This is a genomic window from Jeotgalibacillus proteolyticus, assembly GCF_050107735.1.
Classification (GTDB): Bacteria; Bacillota; Bacilli; order Bacillales; family Jeotgalibacillaceae; genus Jeotgalibacillus; species Jeotgalibacillus proteolyticus_A.
On sequence record NZ_JBNILO010000003.1, the window covers coordinates 230,861 to 255,391 of the forward strand.

Sequence of the window (24,531 nt, forward strand, 5' to 3'; positions counted from 1 at the left end):
GCTTTCCCCCTTTACTTTTTCAACCCGTTCACAAGCAATGAATGAATGCCCGGAGCAAGCTTGGTAATATTGTATTTCTGGTCATTGATTACCCAGGTGGTGGCCACCTCATCAATCGTACCAAAGACCATTTGCCTTGCCAAACGAATATCTAAATTTTCTGTCAGCAATCCGCTCTGGACGCCATTATTTAAAACCTCATCCACAACTAATAAGTATTCTTTTAGTACTTTATTAATTTTCAAACGAATATCTTTATTGGACTGTCTTAGTTCAAGCTGTGTAACAATCGCAAGGTGATGATCGTCTGCAAGCATTTGAAAGTGGCTCTTAATTAGAATTTCAAGCTGCTTAATGGCATCTTCCTCACCGGTCATTTTCCCGCGTATGGACCGCACAAACTGCCCCATTTTTTCTTCGAATAGAGAAATTAAAATGTCTTCTTTATTTTTAAAATAAAGATAAATGGTGCCATCTGCGACTCCAGCCTGTTTGGCAATTTTAGAAACCTGGGAATGGTGATAGCCATTTTCAGCAATGACCACAACGGCTGCGTCTATAATCTGCTTATATTTTGGTTTATCTTTTTTCAATGGGTCATCACCTTTCAACCTGTAATCAATGTTCAAACGAAAAAAAGAAATTATGAATGAATGATCATTCATAATTTCATCTTACTAACTGTCATTCTATTAGTCAAGTATAAACCAACTAATTTAAATTTGGAAAGAGTGGACTTCTTCACTCTTTCCCGTCAAAACTAACCCAACTTCTGGTTTGACTGCTTCTCCTTCTCTTCCTCCACAAGCTGTCTTCGAAGAATTTTCCCTACTGCTGTTTTTGGAAGTTCTTCTCTGAACTCATAAATGCGTGGGACTTTATAGGAAGCAAGGTGCTGACGGGCAAAATCGTCCAATTCTTTTTCAGTAGCTTCTTGTCCCTGCTTCAGGACAACAAAAATTTTCACTGTTTCTCCTCTGTATGCATCAGGAACGCCTACAGTAACCACTTCCTGAATGGCTGGATGCTCATACATAACTTCTTCAATTTCACGTGGATAAATATTAAATCCGCCTGCTATTATCATATCTTTTTTCCGATCCACGATATAGAAATATCCTGCTTCGTCCATGTAGCCAAGGTCGCCGGTGTAAAGCCAGCCATCTTTTAAGATAGCAGCTGTTTCTTCCGGCTGATTCCAATATCCTTTCATAACCTGCGGGCCTTTCACGATTATTTCACCAATTTCTCCCGGTGGAAGAGGCTCGCCGGTTTCCATAGAAATAATTTTTGAATCCGTATCCGGCCATGGAACTCCTACACTTCCCTTAATTCTTTTCTGATCCCATATAAAATTTGAATGCGTGACAGGCGATGACTCTGTCAATCCATATCCCTCGACCAGCTTTCCTCCTGTCAGTTTTTCAAAGTTTTCCTGCACTTCTACTGGCAGTGGGGCGGAACCGCTTATGCACGATTGCACACTCGTCAGATCATATTTACTCAGTTCGGGATGATTCAAAATGCCAATATAGATGGTCGGCGCTCCCGGAAAAATCGTAGGTCGCTGCTTGTGAATCGTCTTCAGTACCGTATCCACATCAAATTTTGGCAGGAGAATCATTTTATAGCCCTGCATGATGGATAAAATCATCACGGTCGTCATTCCGTACACATGGAAGAACGGCAGAATTCCTAATATAATTTCTTCACCTTTTTTGTTTTTGTACAGCCAGGCATCACACATGGAGGCATTGGCAATTAAATTTTTGTGGGTGAGCATAACTCCTTTTGGGTGACCGGTCGTACCTCCCGTGTACTGAAGGATGGCAATGTCTTCTTCAAAATTGAGTGCGTGTTCAACCGGATCAGGTGAAGATATTTTCAGGATTTCCGTGAGTAAGTGGTTGCTACCGCTATGTTCAACCTTAACCGTCATGCCATACTGCTTTTTTTGAATAAAAGGGTAAATCAAATTTTTAGGAAACGGCAGGAAATCCTTGATTCCTGAAATGATCATATGCTTAAGATCAGTCTTATTGAAAACCGATGAAACTCTTGGAAAAAGGATATCCAGCGTGACAATTGCTTTAGCACCGGAATCTTTCATCTGATATTCAATTTCTCTTTCCGTATACAGCGGGTTTGTCTGCACGACAATCGCACCGGCATACAGGATTCCATAATAAGCGATAACAGAGGCAGGAGTGTTCGGAAGCATGATCGCAACTCTATCTCCTTTTTCAATGCCAATATCCTGTAAATATTTCGCCATTTTCAACGAATTTTCATGCATTTCCCTGTACGTAAATTCCTTCCCCATAAAATGAACCGCTTTTTTATCCGGATAAAGTTTAGCCGCTTCTGTTAAATAAGCATGTACAGGCTTATGTTCCAGATCAATATGCGTCGGAATTGTATCCGGGTAAAGATTCAGCCAGGGCTGATTTTCCATTTCATTCCCTCCCTTAGTATTATATAAATATTAGAAAATTCTCATTTCTTATTCTATTATAATCGAAAAGGAAAGCGGTTACAATTTAGCGATAAGAAAAAAGACACAGTTTCTGATATTTTACACATCTGTAGCGTATCAGATTTTAGCAAAACACAGGCTAAAGCCCTGCTCATGTTTTGCGGCAGTTTAAAACTGTATCTTTAAATTTATTATTATAAAGCTAAATAAATGACTCCAATCACGATAAATACTGCACAGCAAGCAATTAATATTTTTGCTAATGTTTCCATGCCTGTCCCCCTCTATGTAATACTTGCACCGATCACAAAGGATAAACCAACGGATATGACCATCGAGATAAATCCTACCGCTTTATTGTTGTTTTGTATTTCGTCGTCAACTTTAAAGCGGGGCGTTAAAAATTCAAACATAAAATAAGCAACAAGCAGGAGGACGAAGCCGTAAACCCCCCAGCCCATCATGGAAATTAACGTATCGTGCTGATCGATTGAATAACGGAAGATATTTGCAATACCAAATACTTTTCCTCCCGTCGCCATAGCAACAGCCAAATTTCCCTTTTGAATTTCTTCCCAGTTGTTATATTTCGTCACCATTTCAAATACCGCAAGAAAAACAATCATGCATAAAACAACAACACTGTAATATCCTGCGGTTTCAACTAATGGGTGCTGCCAGAAGTGATTCATACCTAAGCCACCTTAATTAAATTTTATCATTATTTGAATTCCACAACGGTAACTCCGCTTCCGCCTTCTCCGCTTTCACCAAGTCTTACTTTTTTAACCGAACGATGACTCTTTAATTTCTCCTGTACACCGGATCTTAAAGCACCCGTTCCTTTGCCGTGGATGATTGAAACTCTTGGGTAGCCTGCAAGCAGCGCATCATCAATATACTTATCGACTTTAAGCAGGGCATTTTCAAATCTTTCTCCCCGTAAATCCAGTTCCAAGCCAACATGAAAATCTTTTCCTTTCACGGATGCGAGGGGCTTTGGTTCTGCTTTTTTCTCAGCTTTTTTGAATTCAAGATCTTTTTCTTTCACTTTCATTTTTAAAATCCCTATTTGCACGCTCCATTCTGTGTCAGACACCTTATCCAATAGGGTTCCCCGCTGTCCAAATGTAAGAACCTCGACTTCATCTCCCGCTTCTAGAACTCTGGCCGACGGTTTTTTAGATGCCGCTTTTTTTTGTTTCGGAGAAGGAGCAGGAGCAGCTTCCTCAAGTCTCTTTCTCGCATCGATCAACTCATGCTCTTTAACATCTGCATTTTTTTCCATTCGCAGTTTTCTAAGATCAGAGAGGACTTCTTCTGCTTCACTTTTCGCTTGCTCAACCAGCGAATTCGCTTTTAGGCGGGCTTTTTCATACATTTCGTCCCGTTTATCCCAGAATTCGCTCATTTGTTTTTGCATATCTTTGTGAAGATTCTGCGCATCTTTTAAATAATCATGTGCATCTTCATAATCCTGCTCTGCGCTTTTTCGGCTGGACTCGAGTGATGCGATCATTGCTTCAACCGCTTTACTGTCAGTACCAACAAATGTTTTGGCATGCTGTATCACATGTTCTTCAAGCCCCAGCCTTTTTGAAATATCAAAAGCGTTGCTGCGTCCGGGCACTCCAATTAAGAGCCTGTACGTGGGACTCAGAGTGTTCACATCGAATTCTACACTCGCATTTACCACTCCGTCGCGATTATAGCCATATGCTTTTAACTCAGGGTAATGAGTGGTGGCAACCACTCTTGCTCCTTTGTTGTGTACCTCGTCCAAAATGGATATGGCAAGTGCTGCGCCTTCCTGCGGATCGGTTCCAGCGCCTAATTCATCAAACAGCACAAGACTGCCGCTGTCTGCTTGCTTCAGGATATTCACAATATTCACCATATGGGATGAAAAAGTACTTAAACTCTGTTCGATTGATTGCTCGTCCCCTATATCCGCCCAAACTGATTCAAACACTGAGATCTTTGAACCATCAAGCACCGGGAGCGGAAGACCCGCCTGCGCCATTAAGGTGCACAATCCAATCGTTTTTAACGTGACTGTCTTTCCTCCCGTGTTGGGACCGGTGATGACAATTGCTGTAAAGTCTTCACCCAGAAAGATATCGTTTGCTACCGCTTCTTCCATTGGCAAAAGCGGGTGTCTTGCTTTATTTAAGTGGATGATTCCCTGGTTATTCACTTCAGGCTTTGTTGCTTTAATGGATCTGCCATATTTGGCTTTTGAGAACATAAAATCAATATCGCCCAGTATATCGGTTGTCAGCAGCAGGTCATAGGCCTCTGCACTGACTGCAAGGCTTAATTCAAGCAGGATGCGTTCTATTTCTTCCTGTTCTTTCAGCCGCTGTTCCCGTAGCTGATTATTAAAATTCACAATGGCTTCCGGTTCGACAAAAACCGTTTGTCCTGATGAGGATTGATCATGCACGATCCCTCCGTAATGCCCTCTGTACTCCTGCTTAACTGGAATTACATATCGGTCATTCCGAATCGTGATGATCGCATCTGACAGCATTGTTTGTGCATTTTTTGACCGGATTGTGCTTTCGAGCTTTTCTCTGATTCTGCTTTCACTTGAACGGATTTTCTGACGAATCGAACGCAGCTCTGCACTCGCTGAATCAAGCACTTCTCCATTTTCGTCAATTGCATCATAGATGAGATGTTCAAGCGGCGTGAGCACCGCCATAGATTCCTTTTTATTTTCAAGAATCGGAAGGCTCAATTCCTCCTCGTCTACTAATTTCTCTATAAAAATCCGGATCATTTTACTTGCCCGTATGGTACTTGCAATCTTAACCAGTTCCATTGGACTGAGCGAGCCGCCTATTTGCGTCCGTTTTACGTGGGGACGTATGTCGAAAATGCCCCCAAGCGGCATGCCGCCCTTTATGCGCAGTACAGTTGCTGCCTCATCCGTTTCATTCTGAAGCTGAACAACTTCGTCAAAGGAAACCGATGGCTCCATTTTATTTATTCGATTGGTCCCAAGTTCAGATGCTGCGAATTCTTTTACTAATTGCTTAATCTTTGTAAACTCCAATGTATTTAGTGCTTTTGCGTTCAATGAACTTCCTCCTTACTTATGCCTGTTCAAAAAGCGGGACAGCTCTTTCCATGACCGGGTATTTAAAACGGAGTCAGGAACCAGCCATCCCTTTCTGCCCACCTGCACGCCATGTTCCATAAACTCCAGATGAGTCCGGTCGTGGGCGTCTGTATTGATGACGATCGGCACTCCTTTAGACTGGGCAAGTTTCACATATTCGGCACTTAGATCAAACCTGTTTGGATTTGCGTTAAGTTCTAATGCTGTTTGAGTACTGGCTGCCATTTCAATCAGTTTCTCCACATCCACTTTATAGCCTTCTCTTCTTCCAAGCAGTCTGCCGGTAGGATGTGCAATGATATCTACATGAGGGTTTTCAAGAGCCGTTTGCAGCCGCTTCATAATTTTTTCCTGAGACTGAGAAAAGCTTGAGTGGATTGATGCAATAACAATATCCATTTTTTCTAACAGACTGTCTTCATAATCAAGGGAACCGTCCGGTAAGATGTCCATTTCTACACCGGAAAGAATTTCAATATCGGTATATTTTTCATTCAGCCTTTTAATTTCATCCAGCTGTTTTTCAAGCCTTTCAGCCGAAAGTCCGTTTGCTACTTTCAGATAGTGGGAATGATCAGTAATTGCCATATAGTCGTAGCCTTTTTCTCTGCATGCTTCAATCATTTCTTCTAAAGAATAGGCACCATCAGACCAGGTCGTGTGCATATGAAGATCTCCTTTAATATGAGATCTCTGGATCAAGTCAGCGGCTTTTTCATGTTTTTCTATTTCTTTCCCGTCTTCACGAACCTCTGGGGGAATGAATGACAGACCGAAGTGTTTAAAAAATTCCTCTTCCGTTGAAAAATGCATTATTTCGCCGGTTTCTACGGACTCTACACCATATTCGCTAATTTTCTCTCCGCGTTCTTTAGCCAGCTGACGCATTTTTACATTATGGTCTTTAGAGCCGGTAAAATGGTGCAGAGTCGTAGCGAAGGATTCTTCCTGTACAAGTCTAATATCCACGGATACGTCCCAGCCTCGGTCCAGTACAATTGATACCTTCGTATCTCCATTTGATACGACTTCTTTCACACCTGAAATGGCTGTAAGCTTTTCTCTGACTTCAGCAGGCATCGTTGTTGACACGATGTAGTCCAAATCTTTAATTGTTTCTCTTGCTCTCCTTAAACTGCCCGCCCTTGAAAAACGGTTGACTTGAGATATTGTGGAAAGAATTTTATCAAGCTCCTCTGCAATAGGAAGCATAAATGATATCGGCAGCCGGTCGGGTCTTTTGCCTGCTTCCCCAATGACCGCAAGAATTTTCTCTTCTGTTTTTGCACCAAAGCCTGCAAGTCCCCGTACCTTTTGTTCTTCACACGCCTTTTTTAAGTCATCTATATTTTCAACATTTAATTCCTGATACAGCTTTGCAATCTTTTTTCCGCCGAGTCCCGGCAGCTTCAGCAGGGGCACAAGTCCTTCGGGCACTTCTTTCATTAAAGATGCCAGCACGCTTGACTCGCCTGTTTCAATGTACTCTTCTATGACGGCAGCAGTGCCTTTTCCTACTCCTTTAAGAGCTGTAAAATCGCCAATTTGTGACAGACTCCGATCATCCGTTTCGATCGCAAGAGCAGCTTTTCTGAAGGCGCTGATTTTAAATGAGTTTTCACCCTTTAACTCCATATAAACGGCAATCGTTTCCAGTAATTTTATAAGATCTTTTTTATTCATCTGTGTTCCCTCCGCTTCACTGTTCATCTTAGCAAAACATAGCACATAATAAAAAGCCTGGCTCCAAAAATGGAGATCCAGGCATCCTATTAAGCAGGTTTCCCGGCTTACGAACGAGATTCCAGCCACCATTCTTTTACTTGCTCAGAGAATATAGGTGTTTGCTGTAAAACAAATTCAGCAAGCCATGAACCGCTTAGTGCGTTTTGAACTGAATTAATCGGCAGCATAGCCGCTATATAAAGCAAAACAAATAGAACAATGTATATCTCAATCAATCCCAGCGCCCCGCCTCCGGCTACATTCAATGGCCGCAAAAGCGGAAACTGGGAAACCGAATCAAACATCGAGCCAATCAGCTGCATAACAATTTTTGCACCGAAAAAGATAATGGCAAACGCGATGATCCGGTAGTAAGCATCTTCAAAATTCACAGTCTCTGCAATCATTCCAAGCTCCGACTGGCTGTCAAAACTGGGATATGGGATCCAGAGCGTTAACTTCGGAGCCAGAACATCGTAGTACACATACGCAACATAAAAGGCAATAAAAAATCCGATCATATGAATAAACTGTAAAATAAATCCTCTTCTTAATCCTACTAAAAACCCCATAATTAGCAGAATCAATAAAATCAAATCCAGCATCAAGCATTCAATCCTTTAGTTTTTTTAATTCACTCTCTAATTCTTCTATTTCTTCTTTAAGCTTAAGATAATCATGAACCGCATTAACAGCCGTTAGGACAGCTAGTTTTGATGTATCAAGAGAGGGATTTTTACTGCTGATCTCTCTCATTTTATCATCAACCATTGAAGCGACAAGCCGAATATGAGACGTGGACTCACTGCCGACAATGGAGTATGATTGTCCATAGATATCAACGCTTATGCGATTTTTTTCATTCTGAGACAACGTATAAGCCCCCATTCTTCGAGAATCCTATTCATTATCATAACACGTACCTTTTCAAGATGAAAAGAAAAGATGATAAACAGCCGCAAAATCGCGCGGTTGAACAAAATAAAGGAGCTTTACATATGCCAAATGCCGTTTTATCTCTGCCAAATGATGTAATAAATGACATGAAAAAACACTATTCTCACATTCTAAAAAATACTACGCCACCCGGGGCGGTGTTTGCAGCGAAATCTTCTGCTTACTCGATTACAGCATATAAATCGGGGAAGGTGCTGTTTCAGGGAAAAGAAGGAGAAAAGGAATCTGCTAAATGGGCGGATAAGTCCTCTACATCTTCACCTCGCCAAAAAGAGTCAACTGCTGCAAAAACAAAGGCGGTTCTACCACCCTCTATTTCCACCATGTCCATCATTGGTTCTGACGAGGTGGGTACTGGAGATTATTTTGGACCCATCACAGTTGCAGCCTGCTACGTCCGAAAAGACCAGATTGCTCTTTTACAAGAGTACGGGGTAAAGGACTCCAAGCATCTGAAAGATCCAGCCATTATAGAGATTGCAAAAAAGCTTATTCAAACAATCCCATACAGTCTGCTGACCCTGCCGAACGAAAAGTACAATGAACGCCAGTCTAGTGGATGGACACAAGGAAAAATAAAGGCAGTCCTGCATAACCAGGCTATTTTGCATGTCATAAGTAAAATTACACCGGAAAAGCCGGAAGGGATTTTAATTGACCAATTTGCTGAAAAGGATGTCTACTACCGCCACCTTAAAAATCAGCCTGATATCATGAGGGAAAATGTTTATTTCAGTACAAAAGCTGAAGGAATCCATTTAGCCGTTGCGGCGGCTTCTATAATCGCACGTTACGCCTTTCTGCGCGCAATGGACGACTTGAGCGCGGATGCCGGATTTACTCTTCCTAAAGGAGCCGGTGCGAAAGTGGATATCATGGCTGCAAAGCTAATAAAACAAAAAGGACTGCACGAATTAAACCACTTCGCCAAGCTGCATTTTGCTAACACGCAAAAAGCACAGCGGTTGTGAAACGCATTAAAGGAGTAAAGGGGCCTGGCCCCTTTACTCCTTTAATGCGTCACTATATACAAAAAGCCGGCAAAACACTGTGCCGGCTTTTTGCGGTGATGTTCCTTTTTTTTTATCCTCTCAGTTCTGCTCCAGCCTGGTCTTTAACTGCATGCAGTACTTTTTCGTGCGCTTTTACTACTTCCTCGTCTGTCAGTGTTCGTGAAGGGTCCATATAAATGAGGGAGAAGGCAAGTGACTTTTTGCCTTTTTCCATATGTTCTCCCTGATAAAGGTCAAACAGCTTAACAGATTTTAAAAGACTGCCGCCTGCATGTTTAATGATACGCTCAAGGTCTCCGCCCAGCACTTCACTGTTTACAACTAGTGCGATATCACGAACGATCGATGGAAAACGCGGGATCGCTGTGTAGTGAAGAGGCGCTGTCTCGTAGGTATAAACGGATTCAAGCTTCACTTCAAATACATATGTTTCTTTTAAATCAAGTTCTTTTTGCTTTGAAGGATGAACCTGGCCAATATATCCGATTTTTTCGTCCTTAAGATAGATGGCAGCTGTACGGCCGGGATGAAGATGTTCTTCCCTGCTTTGTTCATAGCGGATGTCTTGTGCTGCTCCAAGCCGTTCCCAAAGCAGATCCAGCACTCCTTTCACAGCGTAAAAGTCCACCGGTTTTTTCTCCCCCTGCCATGCATGAGACTGCCACAATCCTGTAACCGCTCCGGCAAGATGCTCATCTTCACGAGGAAGCTCCGAGTTGCTTTCTTCTAAAAAGACAGAGCCGGTTTCATAAAAGGCAATTCTGTCCTGCTGACGTGCAAGATTGTAAGAAACACTTTCAAGCAGCTGGGGAACGATGCTTAAACGAAGATTGCTTCTTTCTTCACTCATTGGCATCATCAGTTTAACCGGTTCACGTACATCCAAAGCAAATTCTTTTGCTTTTTGATCATTTGTCAATGAATACGTTACGGCCTGCATAAGCCCTGCACCTTCAAACACCTGGCGGATTAACCGTCTTTTTTGCTGACGGGTTGACAGCCCGCCTGGTTTCGTTTCGTGCACAGGAAGAGTCATCGGGATATGGTCGTAGCCGTAAAGCCGTGCTACTTCTTCAATTAAATCTTCTTCGATTACCAGATCACCGCGTCTTGTCGGTGCGGATACATGGATTGTGGACTGATCTGCGTTTGCTTCGATCTGCAGTCTTCTGAATAAATTAAGAACTTCATCAACTGTCAGTTCCATGCCAAGTACACGGTTGATTTTTTCAAGCGTAATGGATAATTGTTTTTCTGATTTATCCATTTTGTCCGTCCCGACCGTGCCGCTTAATACTTCTCCACCTGCATACAGTGAAAGTAATTGTGCTGCCCGTTCTGCAGCAAGTTCGACCCTTTTTGGATCCACTCCTTTTTCAAAGCGTGAGCTTGCTTCACTGCGAAGTCCATGGTCTTTTGAGGTTTGGCGGACGGAACGGGGAGCGAAGTAAGCTGATTCAAGCAAAACAGTTGTCGTTTCTAAAGAAACCTCACTATTCGCTCCACCCATTACGCCGGCAATTGCTACAGGCTCTTCACCATTTGTGATCACAAGGTGATGAGACTTAAGTTCTCTTATCGCATCATCCAGCGTTTCAATTTTTTCATTTTCTTTCGCTAAACGAACTACAATTTTATTTGTTTTTACTTGATCCAAGTCAAATGCATGAAGCGGCTGACCGTATTCCAGCAATACGTAGTTTGTAATATCCACAACATTATTGTGAGGCCGAATTCCTGCAGCAGTTAACCGGCTCTGCATCCATTGGGGGGATGGTCCGATTTTCACGTTTTCAATGACTTTCGCTAAGTAAATCGGATTTTCTTTTTCAGCTTCAACTTCGATCGTGATCCGGTCAGAAGCCCGCTCCTCACTTTGGCTGTAATCAAGTTCAGGCAAATGAACTTTCCGGTCCAATATGGCTCCCACCTCATAGGCCACTCCAAGCATGCTCATGGCGTCTGCACGGTTTGGCGTCAGCCCAAGCTCCAGAATGGAATCATTTAGGGCCAATGCTTCAATCGCATCTTCTCCAACTACTGCTTCCTTTGGAAAATGATAAATTCCTTCAGCAAACTCTTTAGGCACTAATTTTCCTTCTACACCCAGTTCCTGAAGCGAACAAATCATTCCGTTTGATGCTTCCCCGCGGAGCTTTGCTTTTTTTATTTTAAAATTGCCGGGTAATACTGCCCCGACCTTTGCGACAGCCACTTTTTGATCTTTTCCAATATTGGCTGCCCCGCAGATAATCTGCACGGGCTCTTCTTCTCCAACATCTACTTTGCAAATATTCAGCTTGTCCGCTTCCGGGTGCTTTTCGCAAGATAGCACATGTCCAATGACAACATTTTCAATGCCTTTACCGGAAACCTCTATGCCTTCTACCTCAATACCTGAGCGAGTTATTTTTTCTGCCAGCTCCTCCGGTGAAACACCTGACAGATCTACATAATCCTGTAGCCATTTATAAGATACAAACATTTCATACCCTCCTTTTTATATTACTTAAATTCTTTTTGTCCGAACTGTGTAAGAAAACGCTGATCATTTGCATAGTAATGGCGGATATCATCGATTCCATATTTCAGCATAGCGATCCGTTCGGGTCCCATTCCAAATGCAAAGCCGGTGTATTTTTTTGAATCAAAGCCTGCCATTTCGAGTACATTCGGATGAACCATTCCCGCTCCTAAAATTTCAATCCAGCCCGTGCCTTTGCAGACGCTGCATCCTTTGCCTCCGCAAATTTTACAGGAGATATCCATTTCAACAGAGGGTTCGGTAAATGGGAAGAAACTTGGACGCAGCCTGATTTCACGGTCTTCTCCAAACATTTTTTTTGCAAAAACATTTAAAGTCCCCTTTAAATCACTCATGCGGATATTTTCATCGACAACCAGACCCTCGATCTGCATAAATTGGTGAGAATGAGTCGCGTCATCATTGTCTCTGCGGTAAACTTTACCCGGACAGATGATCTTTACAGGACCTTTGCCTTTATGACGTTCCATTGTCCTCGCTTGAACAGGGGAGGTATGGGTGCGGAGCAAGATATCCTCCGTGATATAAAATGAGTCCTGCATATCACGTGCGGGGTGGCCTTTAGGCAAATTTAAGGCTTCAAAATTATAGTAATCCTTTTCCACTTCCGGTCCTTCTTCCACTGTGTATCCCATTGAAATAAACAGATCTTCAATGTCTTCGATGATGCTAGTCAACGGGTGATGCGTTCCACTGTTAACGGGCCGGCCGGGCAATGTTACATCAATTGATTCTTCTGCCAGCTTTTTTTCAATCTCTGCTTTTTCAAGCAGCTGCTGTTTTGCTTCAATTGCTTTTGTGATGTCATCGCGCACTTCGTTGGCAAGAGCTCCCATTTTAGGTCGTTCTTCAGCTGAAAGCTTTCCCATTCCTTTTAACACTTCTGTTATAGGACCTTTTTTTCCTAAATAAGCGACTCGGACATCGTTTAACTGCTTTGAATCAACAGACTGTTCAACTTGAGCAGCTGCTTCCTGCTTAAGCTGCTTTAATTTTTCTTCCATCACGAATTCCTCCCTATTTCTACTCATTTTTTGAACGCAAAAAAGCACTTCTCCCCTGAAAGGTTAGGGACGAAGCGCTTGGATTCCGTGGTACCACCCTAGTTAACAGTCAATAAACTGCTCACTCTTAATTGGATAACGGCTATTCGCAGCCGGAGCATCTTTACACGTAATGTGGTCCCGATGTCAACTCTGGAGGTGAACTTCATCAAGCAATCCCATAAGCACCCTTTCAATCAAGGGGCGCTCTCCCTGCATGTTTTTGCCTGATTACTTTTCTCCGTCAATGTTTTTATAGCATTAATGGTATTAGTATAAACTAATTCTGTCTGCTTTCAAACCTTTTTTCTTATCCTTTTAAATGAAACAGCAGGATTCCAGCTGCTACAGCTACATTGAGTGATTCGCTTTTGCCTTGAATCGGCACATATAAATTCTGATTTGTCAGATCAAGGAACTCTCTATTAACCCCTGCTCCTTCATTGCCCATAATCAAGGCAAATGGTTCACCGGACGGCGCGTCTTTAAAGGAGGATGCATTCTGCAGAGCCGTTCCGTAAAGAGGAATCCCTTTCTCTTTTAAGGTCTGAATGGTGTTTGTTAGATCCTCCTTTACAATCGGCAAATGAAAATGACTGCCCTGAGCCGATCGTAAAACCTTTGCATTATAAGGGTCAGCTGAACCTTTGCCAAGGATAACGAGATCAATTCCAGCTGCATCTGCCGTGCGGATCATCGTGCCAATATTTCCCGGATCCTGAACGCCATCTATCAGCAAAATGGTCTCAGCATTAAACTCTGTCAGAGCTCGGGATTCCTGCTTGCAAACAGCAAAGATTCCCTGAGTATGTTCTGTTTCTGCAATCACTTTTGTAACTTCCTCTGTCAGCCCTGTAACGGGAATAGAATCGTCCAGCCAGTCAGGGATTTCAATTCCTTCACGAATCATCACTTCTTTTACTGCATTTGCTTTTATTGCCTCTTCAACTAAATGAAATCCTTCTACCAGGAATAAATTGGATTGATCCCGGCCTTTTTTTGTCAAAAGCTTTTTCCACCCTTTTACCTGCGGGTTTTGAAGTGATTGTAGAAAATTCATTTTATTCCTTCTTTCCTATATCCAGTCGTCCCTACATTATATACGAGCGATTGCGGATAAAAAAGCAGAGACTGGGGAAAATAATAGAACTCTAAGCGATAGGAGGTTTTTTGTATGGATTTAAATATCAGAAAAACGGTTATCCATAATGTGAAGGATAATTCTCCACAGGAATTAGAGGCTACCATTGTGGATTCAATCGAGCGTCAGGATGAGCATCTGCTCCCGGGTTTAGGTGTATTGTTTGAGCTTATTTGGAATAAAAGTTCAAAGGACGAACGGGATCAAATGATAGGGACGCTTGAAGGCGGATTAAAGCATTAAAAAAGCTGCAGGTAAAGACAGCTGAGAAAGTTGATGCACGCGCTGATGGAATGCTGATTGGAATCTCCAAACAGTTGCCCGCAGCGCGTGCTTTAACTTTTTTAAAGGTACGAGTGAATTTCTTTGCAAAGGAAATGAATAAAGTATTCTTTAGCTTTCCTGTCCCTGAATAAAGAAATCAAACCCAAGCATGGTCCCGATACCAAAAACAAGCGACCAAACGCCAATACTGATTGTCAGCCAGAGCAGCGTCCACGACTTTTGAGCGCCAAGACTCATGCCAATAAAAGCTGCGATATGAGTTCCTATTAAGATCGGTCCTAAAAGTGCCAGACCCGGGAGTCCATATTTGTTCCAGATTTTCCGTCCTCTTTCCTGCCTCTTGTTTCTCTTCGGTTTATCATTTTTTGATCTTTTTGCAAAATAGGATTTCACCTGTTCAAATAATACCACGAGCAGGACAACAGTCAGCATATTACCAAGGAATCCTGTGAGCATGACCAAAACAGGCGAATGCCCCCTTACGATCCCGAGAGGAATAACAAGTGCAATTTCAAGCCATGGTGTAGCAGCTGCCAGAAAAATTAACGCATATTCAACAAAGACCATGTTCGTTCCTCCTAAAAAAGACTTCACCTCCTTCTATACGCAAGAGGTGAAGTCTGGTTACATATTATTCAAAAGTAATTTTATTTACCTGGTCACGGTCTAATTTTTTTATTAGTTCAACAATAAGTTTTACTGCATTTTCATAATCATCTTTATGAATCATTGCAGCATGGGAGTGGATGTACCGTGAAGCGACCGTGATGGCAATCGATGGTGCCCCGTTTGCAGCCAGATGAATGGAGCCCGCATCTGTTCCGCCTCCTGCTATTGCGTCAAATTGATAAGGAATTCCATGCTCGTCTGCAACAGAAGTGACAAAATCACGAAGGCCCTTATGACCTACCATTGAAGCGTCATATAAAATAACCTGAGGACCTTTCCCCATTTTTGAGGAGGCTTCTTTAGAAGTAACACCAGGTGTGTCACCCGCAATGCCTACGTCAACTGCAATGCCGATATCCGGCTTAATAACTGAAGCCGCCGTTTTAGCTCCGCGGAGCCCAACTTCTTCCTGTACTGAGCCAACGCCGTACACTTCATTTGGATGGCTTGCATCTTTTAAGCCGCGAAGAACATCAATCGCAATTGCACAGCCAATACGGTTATCCCACGCTTTGGCAAGAAGCATTTTTTCATTATTCATGACAGTAAATTCAAAGTATGGCACGACCATGTCGCCAGGCGTAATTCCCCATTCAACTGCCTCTTCCCGTGAAGACGCACCAATGTCAATGAACATATCTTTTATGTCAACTGACTTTTTGCGTGCTTCCGGCGGCAGAATATGCGGCGGTTTAGATCCAATTACTCCCGTAATATCCCCTTTCCTGGTAACAATCGTTACACGCTGTGCCAGCATAACCTGAGACCACCAGCCTCCAACTGTTTGAAAGCGCAGAAAGCCTTTATCATCTATTTGGGTAATCATAAATCCTACTTCATCAAGATGTCCTGCTACCATAACCCGTGGTCCGCCCTGCTCACCGGTTTTCTTAGCAATTAAACTGCCAATGCCGTCCGTTGTCACTTCATCAGAAAATGGAGCTATGTATTTTTTCATGACCTCTCGCGGTTCCCGTTCGTTGCCCGGGATCCCTTTTGCATCCGTTAAATCTTTCAGCATTTGCAGCTGTTCAGTTAAATTCGTCATTTTTTCAGCCTCCCCATCATTCTTTCCATTAAGCATTATACCATTTCGTCTAAACATTCACAAAATTGACCTAACCTGCCTTAAATGTTTTTAATAGCCTTGCTGCTGTCTTAAAATGTTAATCTCATTTTTATCTACGTAAGCCTGCATGACCTCATCTTCTGTAAATCCAAGCGAGCGGCCGATGCCGAGATAAACATCCCAGGCTTGCGCATACGTCTGATAATCAGTATCTACAGCGAATGAATGAATACTTCCATATAATTTTTTAAATTGATCCGTAAGCTCTGCAGCTGGCTTTTCTCTTTTAGATCCTTCATATCTGAGGCCTTTTTCAAGCCCCAGTGAAAGCAGAAAATGTACTCCATCCACATACTCCTCAAGGATCACATCTTTATCTGAGGAATCTTTTTCACTCCAAAATTTAAAGCAGCGTGTTTCATTTGCCAGCTCTCCTGCTTCAACAAACAGCGCTACAATTTTTTTATCAAACAGATTCTGATTTTCAATATTTTTCTCTTTTTCAATGAATGCATCCAGCTGCTGCTGCATGTCATAAAGCTTAGTCCAGTTCATTTTTGCACGTCCTTTCCCTCACAGTGTACCAGAAATCATGCTGCAGGAAACCCTTCAAAACCTTAAAAAAATGAAACCTTTTTCATATCCATTTCGTATAGCAGTAAGGACTGACTTTAGGCAGGGGGATCGCATAATGATATTGATCGTTCTTCGTTTGGTGATTTTAGCACTTATTATTTATTTATTATACAAAGGCTTTAAGTATTTATTTGATCCCAAACGAAAACTTGAACTGGCTCACGAAAAAGAAGAGTATTATTTTTACGACGACGCAAAAAACGTCCGAAAGAATTTTTTTCTCACGTACAAAGGTGTTCTGTTTCAAGGTGAAAAGTACCTTGGTGAATCAGACCGTTCTTTTGAAGTGCTATCCATTTTCGTATGGACAAAAGATCCTTCCAAACTTCAAGGTTTTACAGTCGAGGATTTTCTTTTTCTTGAAACAGATATTAAAAGCAGCTACCCGATGGCACAAATCGACTGGAAGAGTCCGATAAAAGAATTAATGATAAAAGCAAAAAAAGAGGAAGAAACGCGGTGAAATCGCAATTCTTCCTCTTTTTTAAATCCACAGTATAAGCAGGACCATTCCATATGCAATTGCGAAGAACGGAAGACCGTATTTAAAGGCGTTGTGTTTCGTTTTATGCCGGAATTTTTTCATCCCGGCATAAGTTCCCGGAGCCCCTCCCAGGATGGTTATGGCCCATAGTGTGTTTTCTGAAATTCTGTATTGATTTTTTCTCGCTCTTTTTTTGTCTGCTCCCATACAATAAAAGCCGACCAGTGACATAACTGCCAGGTAAAGTGTGAAAATAAAAGTGATTACTGCAGGATTCATATTACAGCTCCTTATACTGATTGAACGTGAGCTTTGTAAATCTTATCGTTGAACTCATCTATCAATCAGATTTTTTATTCCCCAAAGCAGAACTGCTTTTGTTATGTAAAAAAGACTGCCCCTATAAGGACAGCCTGATTCATATTATTACTTGTTCAGTTGATTTTTAGCAGCATCAGCAAGCTGAGCAAATGCTTTGTCGTCTGCTACAGCAAGATCAGCAAGCATTTTGCGGTTTACTTCAATTCCAGCAAGCTTTAGTCCGTGCATTAAACGGCTGTAAGAAAGGCCGTTTGTACGTGCAGCTGCATTAATACGTGTGATCCATAGTTTACGGAAATCACGCTTCTTTTGACGACGGTCGCGGAAAGCATAGTTTCCTGATTTCATTACCTGCTGGTTCGCTACTTTGTAAAGAGTATGCTTTGAACCGAAATAACCTTTTGCGAGTTTAAGAACTCTTTTTCTACGTTTACGTGAAACGATTCCACCTTTAACACGTGGCATATTAAAAACCTCCTAATAAATCATTGTACTGTTTTAGTTTGATTAGATCATGTGTTTGATGCGTTTGTAATCGCCAGCTGAAACCGTTGAGCTCTTACGCAGTTTACGTTTAGCTTTTGTTGATTTGTTAGCGAAAAGGTGACTTGTGAACGCGCGTGAACGCTTAAGCTTTCCAGATCCAGTCTTTTTGAAACGCTTAGCTGATCCGCGGTGAGTTTTCATTTTTGGCATGAGTATTGTCCTCCTTAAAACTTACTTTTCGTTCGTTGGGGCGAGCATAAGAAACATGCTGCGGCCATCCATTTTTGGCTTCGTTTCAACGGTGGAAACGTCTTTGCATGCTTCAGCGAAACGCTCAAGCACACGCTGTCCAATTTCCTTGTGCGTAATTGCACGGCCGCGGAAGCGGATAGATGCTTTCACTTTGTCCCCTTTTTCAAGGAACTTACGGGCATTGCGAAGCTTCGTATTAAAATCATGTTCTTCGATCGTAGGACTTAAACGTACTTCTTTCAAATTTATGATTTTTTGGTTCTTACGCGCTTCTTTGTCTTTCTTTTGCTGCTCGAATTTAAATTTGCCGTAATCCATGATACGGGCTACTGGCGGCTTTGCATTCGGTGCAACTAGTACTACATCCAGGTTTACACGAGCTGCGATTTCAAGGGCTTCATTCTTGGATTTAATGCCAAGCTGCTCCCCGTTTTGATCGATCAGCCGAACTTCACGTGCACGAATACCTTCGTTTAATAATACGTCTTTGCTAATAGTAATCCACCTCCGGATTGATGTCGCGAATACGCGGTTGGGGCTAAAGGGTCTATTCAACTGCTTTCTCGTAAATGATCACACAAAAAAAGCCGGAAACGAAGCTGTTTCCCGCATCAGTGTTTTCTATAAAGACAGACAATGTCTAATAGGATCACGTGTTACCTGTTAGCTGCTTAATGCGCCAGTCAGGTGAGAAGCGGGCTGCCTCTTCTTTTACCACAAACTTGTATTCAATTCACTCTTTCGATTGTACCTTATCGGCGAGTGCTTGTCAATCCCTATCGATTAATCAACATGTTTGATCATACCATGACAGTCTATATACTGCAACCCAATTTTGTTTAAAAAAATTTAATTAGGCTATTATTAAATACGAACAGTTGATTTAATACATCAGGAGGTTTTTATATGAAAAAATTATTGCCAATCACTCTTGCAGGATCTGTCATACTCATATCAGCATGTGCTCAAGAAGATGAAACAGTTGAGGAACCGGCAGATGCGCCTTCTGTTGAAGAAAATGAAGCTGCTGAATCAGAGTCACAGGATGAAGTTCCTACAATTTCCTACCTTGAATTTGATTTAGAAGTTGATTATGAAGGAACTGAAAATGATTTAGAGGTTTCATATAATGCTGACGAAAACGTAGAGGCAGTTTATGAAGACCAAAGAAATGCCCTCACTCTTGCTGGTGACGATGCTTATCAGGAAATTGAACCTGTATTGAGTGAACTTGATTTCACAGACCAAACCTCTGATGAAGAAATCGTTCAGGCAGTAATTGAGGGGTTTGAAGTTGAAGAAGGGTATCAGTCAATCGAGATTGAAATTACCTTTGAGGATGGTACAGAAAAGGAAATTGAGCAGCAAGAGGAGTAATTATCCTCTTTACTATAAATGATTATACTCAATTAATGATCAAAAGAAGGTCCTTATGAATAAGCAACTATTCATAAGGACCTTTTTTGGTTTGTATAGAATTTTTTTCGTGTGGTCCTGTATCCATTCGACCGAGCAGGTTCAACGGACTCCTGCTGGGAAAGCGGCTCAATCTCCCGCCCCGCCATAGACACTGCACCTCAAACGGAAATGAACCGGTCAAGACCATCATTTTTTTAGTGCTTATCCTTTATGTGTTTCTTTCTTCAATGCAGCAGTAAAGTCCGCAAATGCAATCGTTTCAGAGTTTTGCTCTCCGTATTTTCTTACATTTACTTCTTCTTTCTCTGCTTCCTGATCCCCTACAACAAGCATGTACGGGATTTTTTTCATTTGTGCTTCTCTGATTTTATAGCCCATTTTTTCATCACGGAGATCAATTTCCACCCGGGCACCATTTAAACGCAATTCATCCTGTACTTTTTTAGCATAATCCAGATGGATGCTTGGAGATACAGGAATGACCTGCACCTGAACCGGAGAAAGCCATGTAGGAAGTGCGCCTTTATGCTCTTCAATTAAAAAGGCGACAAATCGTTCCATTGTGGAAACTACACCACGGTGAATGACAACCGGCCGGTGCTGCTTTCCATCTTCCCCAATATAATTCAGGTCAAAGCGTTCAGGAAGGAGGAAATCAAGCTGGACCGTTGACAATGTTTCTTCTTTGCCAATAGCTGTTTTTACTTGGACGTCAAGCTTTGGTCCGTAGAAAGCAGCTTCTCCATCTGCTTCGAAATAGTCATGTCCCATTTCGTCCATCGCCTCTTTAAGCATGGCTTGGGCTTTATTCCACATGGCATCATCGTCAAAATATTTTTCTGTGTCCTCAGGATCTCGGTAGGATAAACGGAATTTATACTCATTTAAGCCAAAGTCTTTATATACTTCTTCTATAAGACGAACAACACGCTGGAATTCTTCTTTAATTTGATCAGGCCGCGCGAAAATATGAGCATCATTTAATGTCATCGCTCTTACACGCTGAAGGCCGGATAGGGCACCTGACATTTCATAGCGGTGCATGAGGCCGAGTTCCGCAATTCGTATCGGCAGCTCACGGTAGCTGTGAATGTCCTGTTTATACACCATCATATGGTGCGGGCAGTTCATTGGACGCAGCACTAATGTTTCATTATCCATTTCCATAGGAGGAAACATGCCTTCTTCATAGTGCTCCCAGTGTCCGCTTGTTTTATACAAATCAGCGCTTCCGAGAACAGGTGTGTACACATGCTCATATCCCAGGGAGAGTTCTTTATCGACAATGTAGCGCTCAATGGTACGGCGTATCGTCGCCCCTTTTGGCAGCCAAAGAGGAAGTCCCTGTCCAACCAATTGTGAACTCGTAAATAAATCAAGCTCTTTGCCAAGTTTACGATGATCCCGTTCTTTTGCTTCTTCGATCATTTTCAAATGATGATCAAGTTCTTCTTTTTTAAAGAAAGCTGTACCATAAATTCTTTGAAGCATCTTATTGTCACTGTTGCCCCTCCAATAAGCTCCTGCCACACTTAATAACTTAAATTCTTTTATATGCTTTGTCGAAGGAACATGGATGCCTCTGCATAGATCGAAAAATTCACTTTGCTTATAAATCGTTACATCCTCATCCAAAGGAATGGCATCTATCAGTTCAAGCTTATAGGGATCCTGAATCGCCTTAAAACGCTCGATTGCTTCATCTCTGCTGACAACCTCACGTTCTACATTTATGTTATCACCGATAATTTTTTTCATTTCTTTTTCAATTCGTGGAAGATCTTCAGTTGAGATCGAAGATTCTGTATCAATATCATAGTAGAACCCGCCTTCAATAACAGGTCCGACGCCAAGCTTAGCATCCGGGTAAAGGCGTTTTACAGCCTGCGCGAGCAAATGAGCTGTACTATGGCGCATGATTTCTAAAGACTCCTCATTGTCAGGAGTTAAAATTTCAACAGCTCCGCTTTCAGTCAGCGGGGTGCGCAAATCAATTACTGCATCGTTGAATTTACCTGCAATTGCTTTTTTCTTTAGCCCTGAAGAAATTGACGAAGCTATTTTTTCAATTGAAGTTCCTGCTGGGTACTCTTTAGAATTGCCATCAGGAAATGTAATGTTGATTACTTCTGACATTGTTCTCACTCCTTAATTTAGATGCCGTTTACAGGCTGAATTAAACACAAAAAAGCCCCATCCCCGGAAAGGGACGAGGCTTAATAAGCAAACTCGCGGTTCCACCCTTCTTTCTAATCAATCGTCTGATTAGAATCTCTGGCTCAGCTAACGGGCTGCATCCGATATGAACTACTGTGACTTCGCTCATACAGTTCAAAGGGGGTGAATCAGCTACTCGTAATTAAAGGGGTTTCAGCCTATGCCCCTTTTTCTCTTGGAATCCGTCGTAACCATACATGTCCTTATCGATACTTTTTGATATGGAATTAGTGTGTTTCGTTTGATGTCATTTTAGAGCAAAGACTTTAGAAAAGCAAGTCTCTTTTCAGGCATCCGCTTAATTTCTGCGATTTTTCCCGCTCATATGCACGGGAATCGTCAGGAACTTAATCCGCTCCATAATTCTCGCTGCTTTAACCGGCTCTTCTTCTCCTCTTTGTGAGTACGTAAGATGATGTTCAAGCCCTTTATAGTCAAAGTTAGAAGTAAAAAATGTAGGAAGCTCTTCTGCCATGCGGTACTGCAGAATCGTGCCAAGCACTTCATCTCTTGCCCAGCTGGATAATGACTCAGCCCCAATATCATCAAGCATAAGAATGGAGCTCTTTTTCACCGCATCCATTTTGCTGTGAAAAGACTGATCTCCAAGAGACTGCTTCATTTCACGCAGAAATTCGGGGAAATAGAGAATAAAGCTTGCGCGATTATTTTTTTTCAGCTCATTCGCAATCGCTCCTAAGATATAGCTTTTCCCTACCCCAAATTCACCGTGAATGAATAATCCTTTATAATGCTCCGGATCTTTGATCAGTCTGTCTACCAGGTCTTCCGCTATTTCATGAACACGCATGCGGTCGTCATTATCAATATCTACATCATCGAGAGTTGCTCTTAAAACATCTTTAGGAACGTACATGCTTTGAATGAGCGTTTCAGTCCGCCGCTGTTCATCATATGACCGCTTCCTTGGACATCTGTGGTACTCCAGATCAATCAGGCCGCTTTGTATGATAATTTTCGGCTCAAACCCTGACATCGTGTTTATGCAGCCCTCAAGACTTGGACAGCTTTTGCATGAATGGGAACGATTAATAAATTCATACAGCTTAATCATCCCCTGATCCAGTGCATTTGGTGCAAGCTCTTCTTTATGATCTTCAAAAAACTGCTGCACTTCAGGATTGGAAGTGATTTGTTTTTTCATTTCGTTGTATCTTTCCTGAAAACGATCAGATCCTGCCAGTTTCTTCAGTGTGCGGTTTATTGGATCCATTATTGATCACCTGCCTCAAGCTTCTTTTGACGACGCTTCTCCAAATACCTGCGTTTTTTTTCTTCAAAATCAGGATCCTGCAGTTCCTCATCAGATTGATTTGGGCTATCTTCCTGCTGTCTGTTTTTAAACCAGTCAGGAAGCTGCTCTTTTCGAATCGTCTTATTGCTTTTTCGTTTTTTAGTGCCGTTATTTGTTTCCTCTTTCCACTCCATGTATTTCTTGTGTTCTTTTTTTGCTAAATCCATAGCAGCTTCCACTGTCGTAATATTCGATCGCGCCCAATGGGTGGCAATTTGCTCAACAAATGCTTTCGTTAATTTCATCCCTGTTCGCAGCAGGACAAATTGAAGGAGAACATTGACCACTCCCTGAGGCAGCTTTTTATGATAAAGCAAGTCCTCAATTAGCGCCAGCTCTGATTTAGAGGGTTCCACTCCATTAGAGGCATCTTTTAATACCTGCACCGGCGAGGCTTTTTCAAGGTATTCCATCAGCTCTCCATCATTAGAGTCTGAACGGACTGAGTGGTTAGCTGGAGGATCGGGCTTGTTAACAGCAGATGCAAGACCGGGCAGATTCTGATTTCGATTCAGCTGATAAAAATCTCTTGCAGATTTTCTTAAGACCTCTAAATCAATCTCATTTTCCTCGGTAACTGCCGAGAGGACAATATTTTTCATATCCATCTCATTAAGTCCATATAAAGCCGCAAGCTTTGATACCATACTTTTAACTTTATAATTCATCGCCTTTCTTGGCACCATTCTTTCAGACAGACCAGCGAGAAGCAAATGGAAATCAAATGTTGAAAAATCAGTTTGAATACCGGGATTTTGTCCAGAAAAAAGAAGCGATTCGTTGTCACCAGGCAGACGGCTGTCTTCAGGCATTCTGCTCATTAATGCTTCAGATGCGTAGACATCCTGAAAGGAGCGGGTCACTTCTCTGTATGAGGTCAGCTCTTCAAAAGGTACACAAAATCTTTTTTTCAGCCGTTGAAACTGAGTATTGCCCACTTGCCGGTAAAGGAAAACACTGAGCATGGGGTCTTCAAAAAATTCATCTGCCTGCAGCGGAGGCTGCAATTGATATAAAAATTCTTTAGATTCTCCACCTTTGACAAACGTTTTAAGCAGACCCATCCCTTCCAGATGGATTCTTGCTTCAAAGATCTGATCAATTGAAACGTTCAGCATGCCAAGAAGCGTCGCATGCGTGACAGGATCACTCTCAAGATTATGGTCCTGCACTTCTTCCCAAAGCATAAAATACAAACTTATGGATGAAGATCCAACCAGCGGCTGGTAAAGTGACTGAATAATCGACCTGTCCGTTTCGTGCAACAATCCGTTTAATTGAACACGGTAGTCGTCTGTGGGCTGAACTTCTCTCCACATATTTGTCATGATAAATCGGCCCTTCCTTTTCA

The 24,531-nt window shown here is 42.1% G+C and carries 24 protein-coding genes and 3 other annotated features; of the genes, 4 read left to right on the plus strand and 20 right to left on the minus strand.

The features are described from left to right. Positions 1-11: 11 nt before the first annotated feature. The 7 genes from ACQCT8_RS06460 to zapA form a co-directional block, all read right to left on the minus strand. Positions 12-593 carry a TetR/AcrR family transcriptional regulator gene (locus ACQCT8_RS06460; RefSeq protein ID WP_426869535.1) on the minus strand — a complete coding sequence of 194 codons (582 nt, stop codon included), beginning with the start codon at positions 591-593 and terminating at the stop codon, positions 12-14. A 167-nt stretch (positions 594-760) separates the two neighbouring features. Then, positions 761-2,455 carry a long-chain-fatty-acid--CoA ligase gene (locus ACQCT8_RS06465; protein ID WP_426869537.1) on the minus strand — a complete coding sequence of 565 codons (1,695 nt, stop codon included), beginning with the start codon at positions 2,453-2,455 and terminating at the stop codon, positions 761-763. A 305-nt stretch (positions 2,456-2,760) separates the two neighbouring features. Then, complete coding sequence (locus ACQCT8_RS06470; protein WP_426869539.1) at positions 2,761-3,168, minus strand: DUF350 domain-containing protein; 408 nt, start codon at positions 3,166-3,168, stop codon at positions 2,761-2,763. Between the two features lie 29 nt (positions 3,169-3,197). After that, positions 3,198-5,561 (minus strand): endonuclease MutS2, encoded by a 2,364-nt coding sequence (locus tag ACQCT8_RS06475; RefSeq protein WP_426869541.1) that lies wholly within the window; start codon positions 5,559-5,561, stop codon positions 3,198-3,200. Positions 5,562-5,573: 12 nt separating this feature from the next. Beyond that, positions 5,574-7,286 (minus strand): DNA polymerase/3'-5' exonuclease PolX, encoded by a 1,713-nt coding sequence (gene polX, locus ACQCT8_RS06480; RefSeq protein ID WP_426869543.1) that lies wholly within the window; start codon positions 7,284-7,286, stop codon positions 5,574-5,576. Positions 7,287-7,393: 107 nt separating this feature from the next. Beyond that, positions 7,394-7,933, minus strand: a complete 540-nt coding sequence (locus ACQCT8_RS06485) for a CvpA family protein (protein WP_426869545.1) — start codon at positions 7,931-7,933, stop codon at positions 7,394-7,396. A gap of 7 nt (positions 7,934-7,940) precedes the next feature. After that, positions 7,941-8,216, minus strand: a complete 276-nt coding sequence (zapA, locus tag ACQCT8_RS06490) for a cell division protein ZapA (protein WP_198134256.1) — start codon at positions 8,214-8,216, stop codon at positions 7,941-7,943. Positions 8,217-8,326: 110 nt separating this feature from the next. On the opposite strand from zapA, the gene rnhC reads away from it, so the two are divergent. Then, positions 8,327-9,256: a ribonuclease HIII gene (gene rnhC, locus ACQCT8_RS06495; RefSeq protein WP_426869547.1), complete on the plus strand. Its 930-nt coding sequence runs from the start codon at positions 8,327-8,329 to the stop codon at positions 9,254-9,256. Positions 9,257-9,368: 112 nt separating this feature from the next. Here the strand turns inward: rnhC and pheT are convergent, their stop codons facing one another. From pheT to ACQCT8_RS06510, 3 genes are all read right to left on the minus strand, one after another. Further along, positions 9,369-11,783, minus strand: coding sequence for a phenylalanine--tRNA ligase subunit beta (pheT, locus tag ACQCT8_RS06500; protein ID WP_426869549.1), 2,415 nt, complete (start codon positions 11,781-11,783; stop codon positions 9,369-9,371). Between the two features lie 20 nt (positions 11,784-11,803). Then, positions 11,804-12,847, minus strand: a complete 1,044-nt coding sequence (gene pheS, locus ACQCT8_RS06505; protein ID WP_426869551.1) for a phenylalanine--tRNA ligase subunit alpha — start codon at positions 12,845-12,847, stop codon at positions 11,804-11,806. A 62-nt stretch (positions 12,848-12,909) separates the two neighbouring features. Continuing rightward, positions 12,910-13,143 (minus strand) — a binding site (T-box leader). A 53-nt stretch (positions 13,144-13,196) separates the two neighbouring features. After that, on the minus strand, positions 13,197-13,946 hold the full coding sequence (locus ACQCT8_RS06510) for a TrmH family RNA methyltransferase (protein WP_426869554.1): 750 nt from the start codon (positions 13,944-13,946) through the stop codon (positions 13,197-13,199). Between the two features lie 114 nt (positions 13,947-14,060). Between ACQCT8_RS06510 and sspI the strand changes: the two genes are divergently transcribed. Continuing rightward, positions 14,061-14,270 (plus strand): small acid-soluble spore protein SspI, encoded by a 210-nt coding sequence (gene sspI, locus ACQCT8_RS06515; protein ID WP_278239702.1) that lies wholly within the window; start codon positions 14,061-14,063, stop codon positions 14,268-14,270. A gap of 150 nt (positions 14,271-14,420) precedes the next feature. Here the strand turns inward: sspI and ACQCT8_RS06520 are convergent, their stop codons facing one another. The 3 genes from ACQCT8_RS06520 to ACQCT8_RS06530 form a co-directional block, all read right to left on the minus strand. Beyond that, positions 14,421-14,879, minus strand: coding sequence for a small multi-drug export protein (locus ACQCT8_RS06520; protein ID WP_426869556.1), 459 nt, complete (start codon positions 14,877-14,879; stop codon positions 14,421-14,423). 64 nt (positions 14,880-14,943) lie between these two features. Continuing rightward, positions 14,944-16,029 carry a M42 family metallopeptidase gene (locus tag ACQCT8_RS06525; RefSeq protein ID WP_426869558.1) on the minus strand — a complete coding sequence of 362 codons (1,086 nt, stop codon included), beginning with the start codon at positions 16,027-16,029 and terminating at the stop codon, positions 14,944-14,946. Between the two features lie 90 nt (positions 16,030-16,119). Beyond that, positions 16,120-16,605, minus strand: a complete 486-nt coding sequence (locus ACQCT8_RS06530; protein WP_426869560.1) for a dUTP diphosphatase — start codon at positions 16,603-16,605, stop codon at positions 16,120-16,122. A gap of 136 nt (positions 16,606-16,741) precedes the next feature. Here ACQCT8_RS06530 and ACQCT8_RS06535 point away from each other — a divergent pair, with 136 nt between their 5' ends. Beyond that, positions 16,742-17,149, plus strand: a complete 408-nt coding sequence (locus ACQCT8_RS06535; RefSeq protein WP_426869562.1) for a sigma-w pathway protein ysdB — start codon at positions 16,742-16,744, stop codon at positions 17,147-17,149. Between the two features lie 21 nt (positions 17,150-17,170). Here the strand turns inward: ACQCT8_RS06535 and ACQCT8_RS06540 are convergent, their stop codons facing one another. The 4 genes from ACQCT8_RS06540 to infC all read right to left on the minus strand — a co-directional run bounded on the left by ACQCT8_RS06540 (position 17,171) and on the right by infC (position 18,724). Beyond that, entirely contained in the window at positions 17,171-17,449 is a 279-nt protein-coding gene (locus ACQCT8_RS06540) for a DUF1294 domain-containing protein (RefSeq protein ID WP_426869564.1), read from the minus strand. A gap of 147 nt (positions 17,450-17,596) precedes the next feature. Further along, complete coding sequence (gene rplT / locus ACQCT8_RS06545; RefSeq protein WP_278239707.1) at positions 17,597-17,956, minus strand: 50S ribosomal protein L20; 360 nt, start codon at positions 17,954-17,956, stop codon at positions 17,597-17,599. Between the two features lie 42 nt (positions 17,957-17,998). Further along, the gene (gene rpmI / locus ACQCT8_RS06550; protein WP_104057088.1) at positions 17,999-18,187 is read right to left on the minus strand and encodes a 50S ribosomal protein L35; all 189 of its coding nucleotides are present in this window, start codon (positions 18,185-18,187) and stop codon (positions 17,999-18,001) included. A gap of 21 nt (positions 18,188-18,208) precedes the next feature. Continuing rightward, entirely contained in the window at positions 18,209-18,724 is a 516-nt protein-coding gene (gene infC, locus ACQCT8_RS06555; RefSeq protein ID WP_041060427.1) for a translation initiation factor IF-3, read from the minus strand. Positions 18,725-18,801: 77 nt separating this feature from the next. Further along, positions 18,802-18,946, minus strand: a sequence feature (ribosomal protein L20 leader region). 189 nt (positions 18,947-19,135) lie between these two features. Between infC and ACQCT8_RS06560 the strand changes: the two genes are divergently transcribed. Then, positions 19,136-19,606, plus strand: a complete 471-nt coding sequence (locus ACQCT8_RS06560) for a YusW family protein (RefSeq protein WP_426869567.1) — start codon at positions 19,136-19,138, stop codon at positions 19,604-19,606. Between the two features lie 243 nt (positions 19,607-19,849). On the opposite strand, the gene thrS is transcribed toward ACQCT8_RS06560, so the two are convergent. From thrS to ACQCT8_RS06575, 3 genes are all read right to left on the minus strand, one after another. Further along, positions 19,850-21,784 carry a threonine--tRNA ligase gene (gene thrS, locus ACQCT8_RS06565; RefSeq protein WP_426869569.1) on the minus strand — a complete coding sequence of 645 codons (1,935 nt, stop codon included), beginning with the start codon at positions 21,782-21,784 and terminating at the stop codon, positions 19,850-19,852. Positions 21,785-21,850: 66 nt separating this feature from the next. Next, positions 21,851-22,084 (minus strand) — a binding site (T-box leader). A 79-nt stretch (positions 22,085-22,163) separates the two neighbouring features. Then, the gene (dnaI, locus tag ACQCT8_RS06570) at positions 22,164-23,099 is read right to left on the minus strand and encodes a primosomal protein DnaI (RefSeq protein WP_426869570.1); all 936 of its coding nucleotides are present in this window, start codon (positions 23,097-23,099) and stop codon (positions 22,164-22,166) included. Next, complete coding sequence (locus ACQCT8_RS06575) at positions 23,099-24,508, minus strand: replication initiation and membrane attachment family protein (RefSeq protein ID WP_426869572.1); 1,410 nt, start codon at positions 24,506-24,508, stop codon at positions 23,099-23,101. Before ACQCT8_RS06575 ends, dnaI begins: the two co-directional genes overlap by 1 nt. Positions 24,509-24,531: the final 23 nt, after the last annotated feature.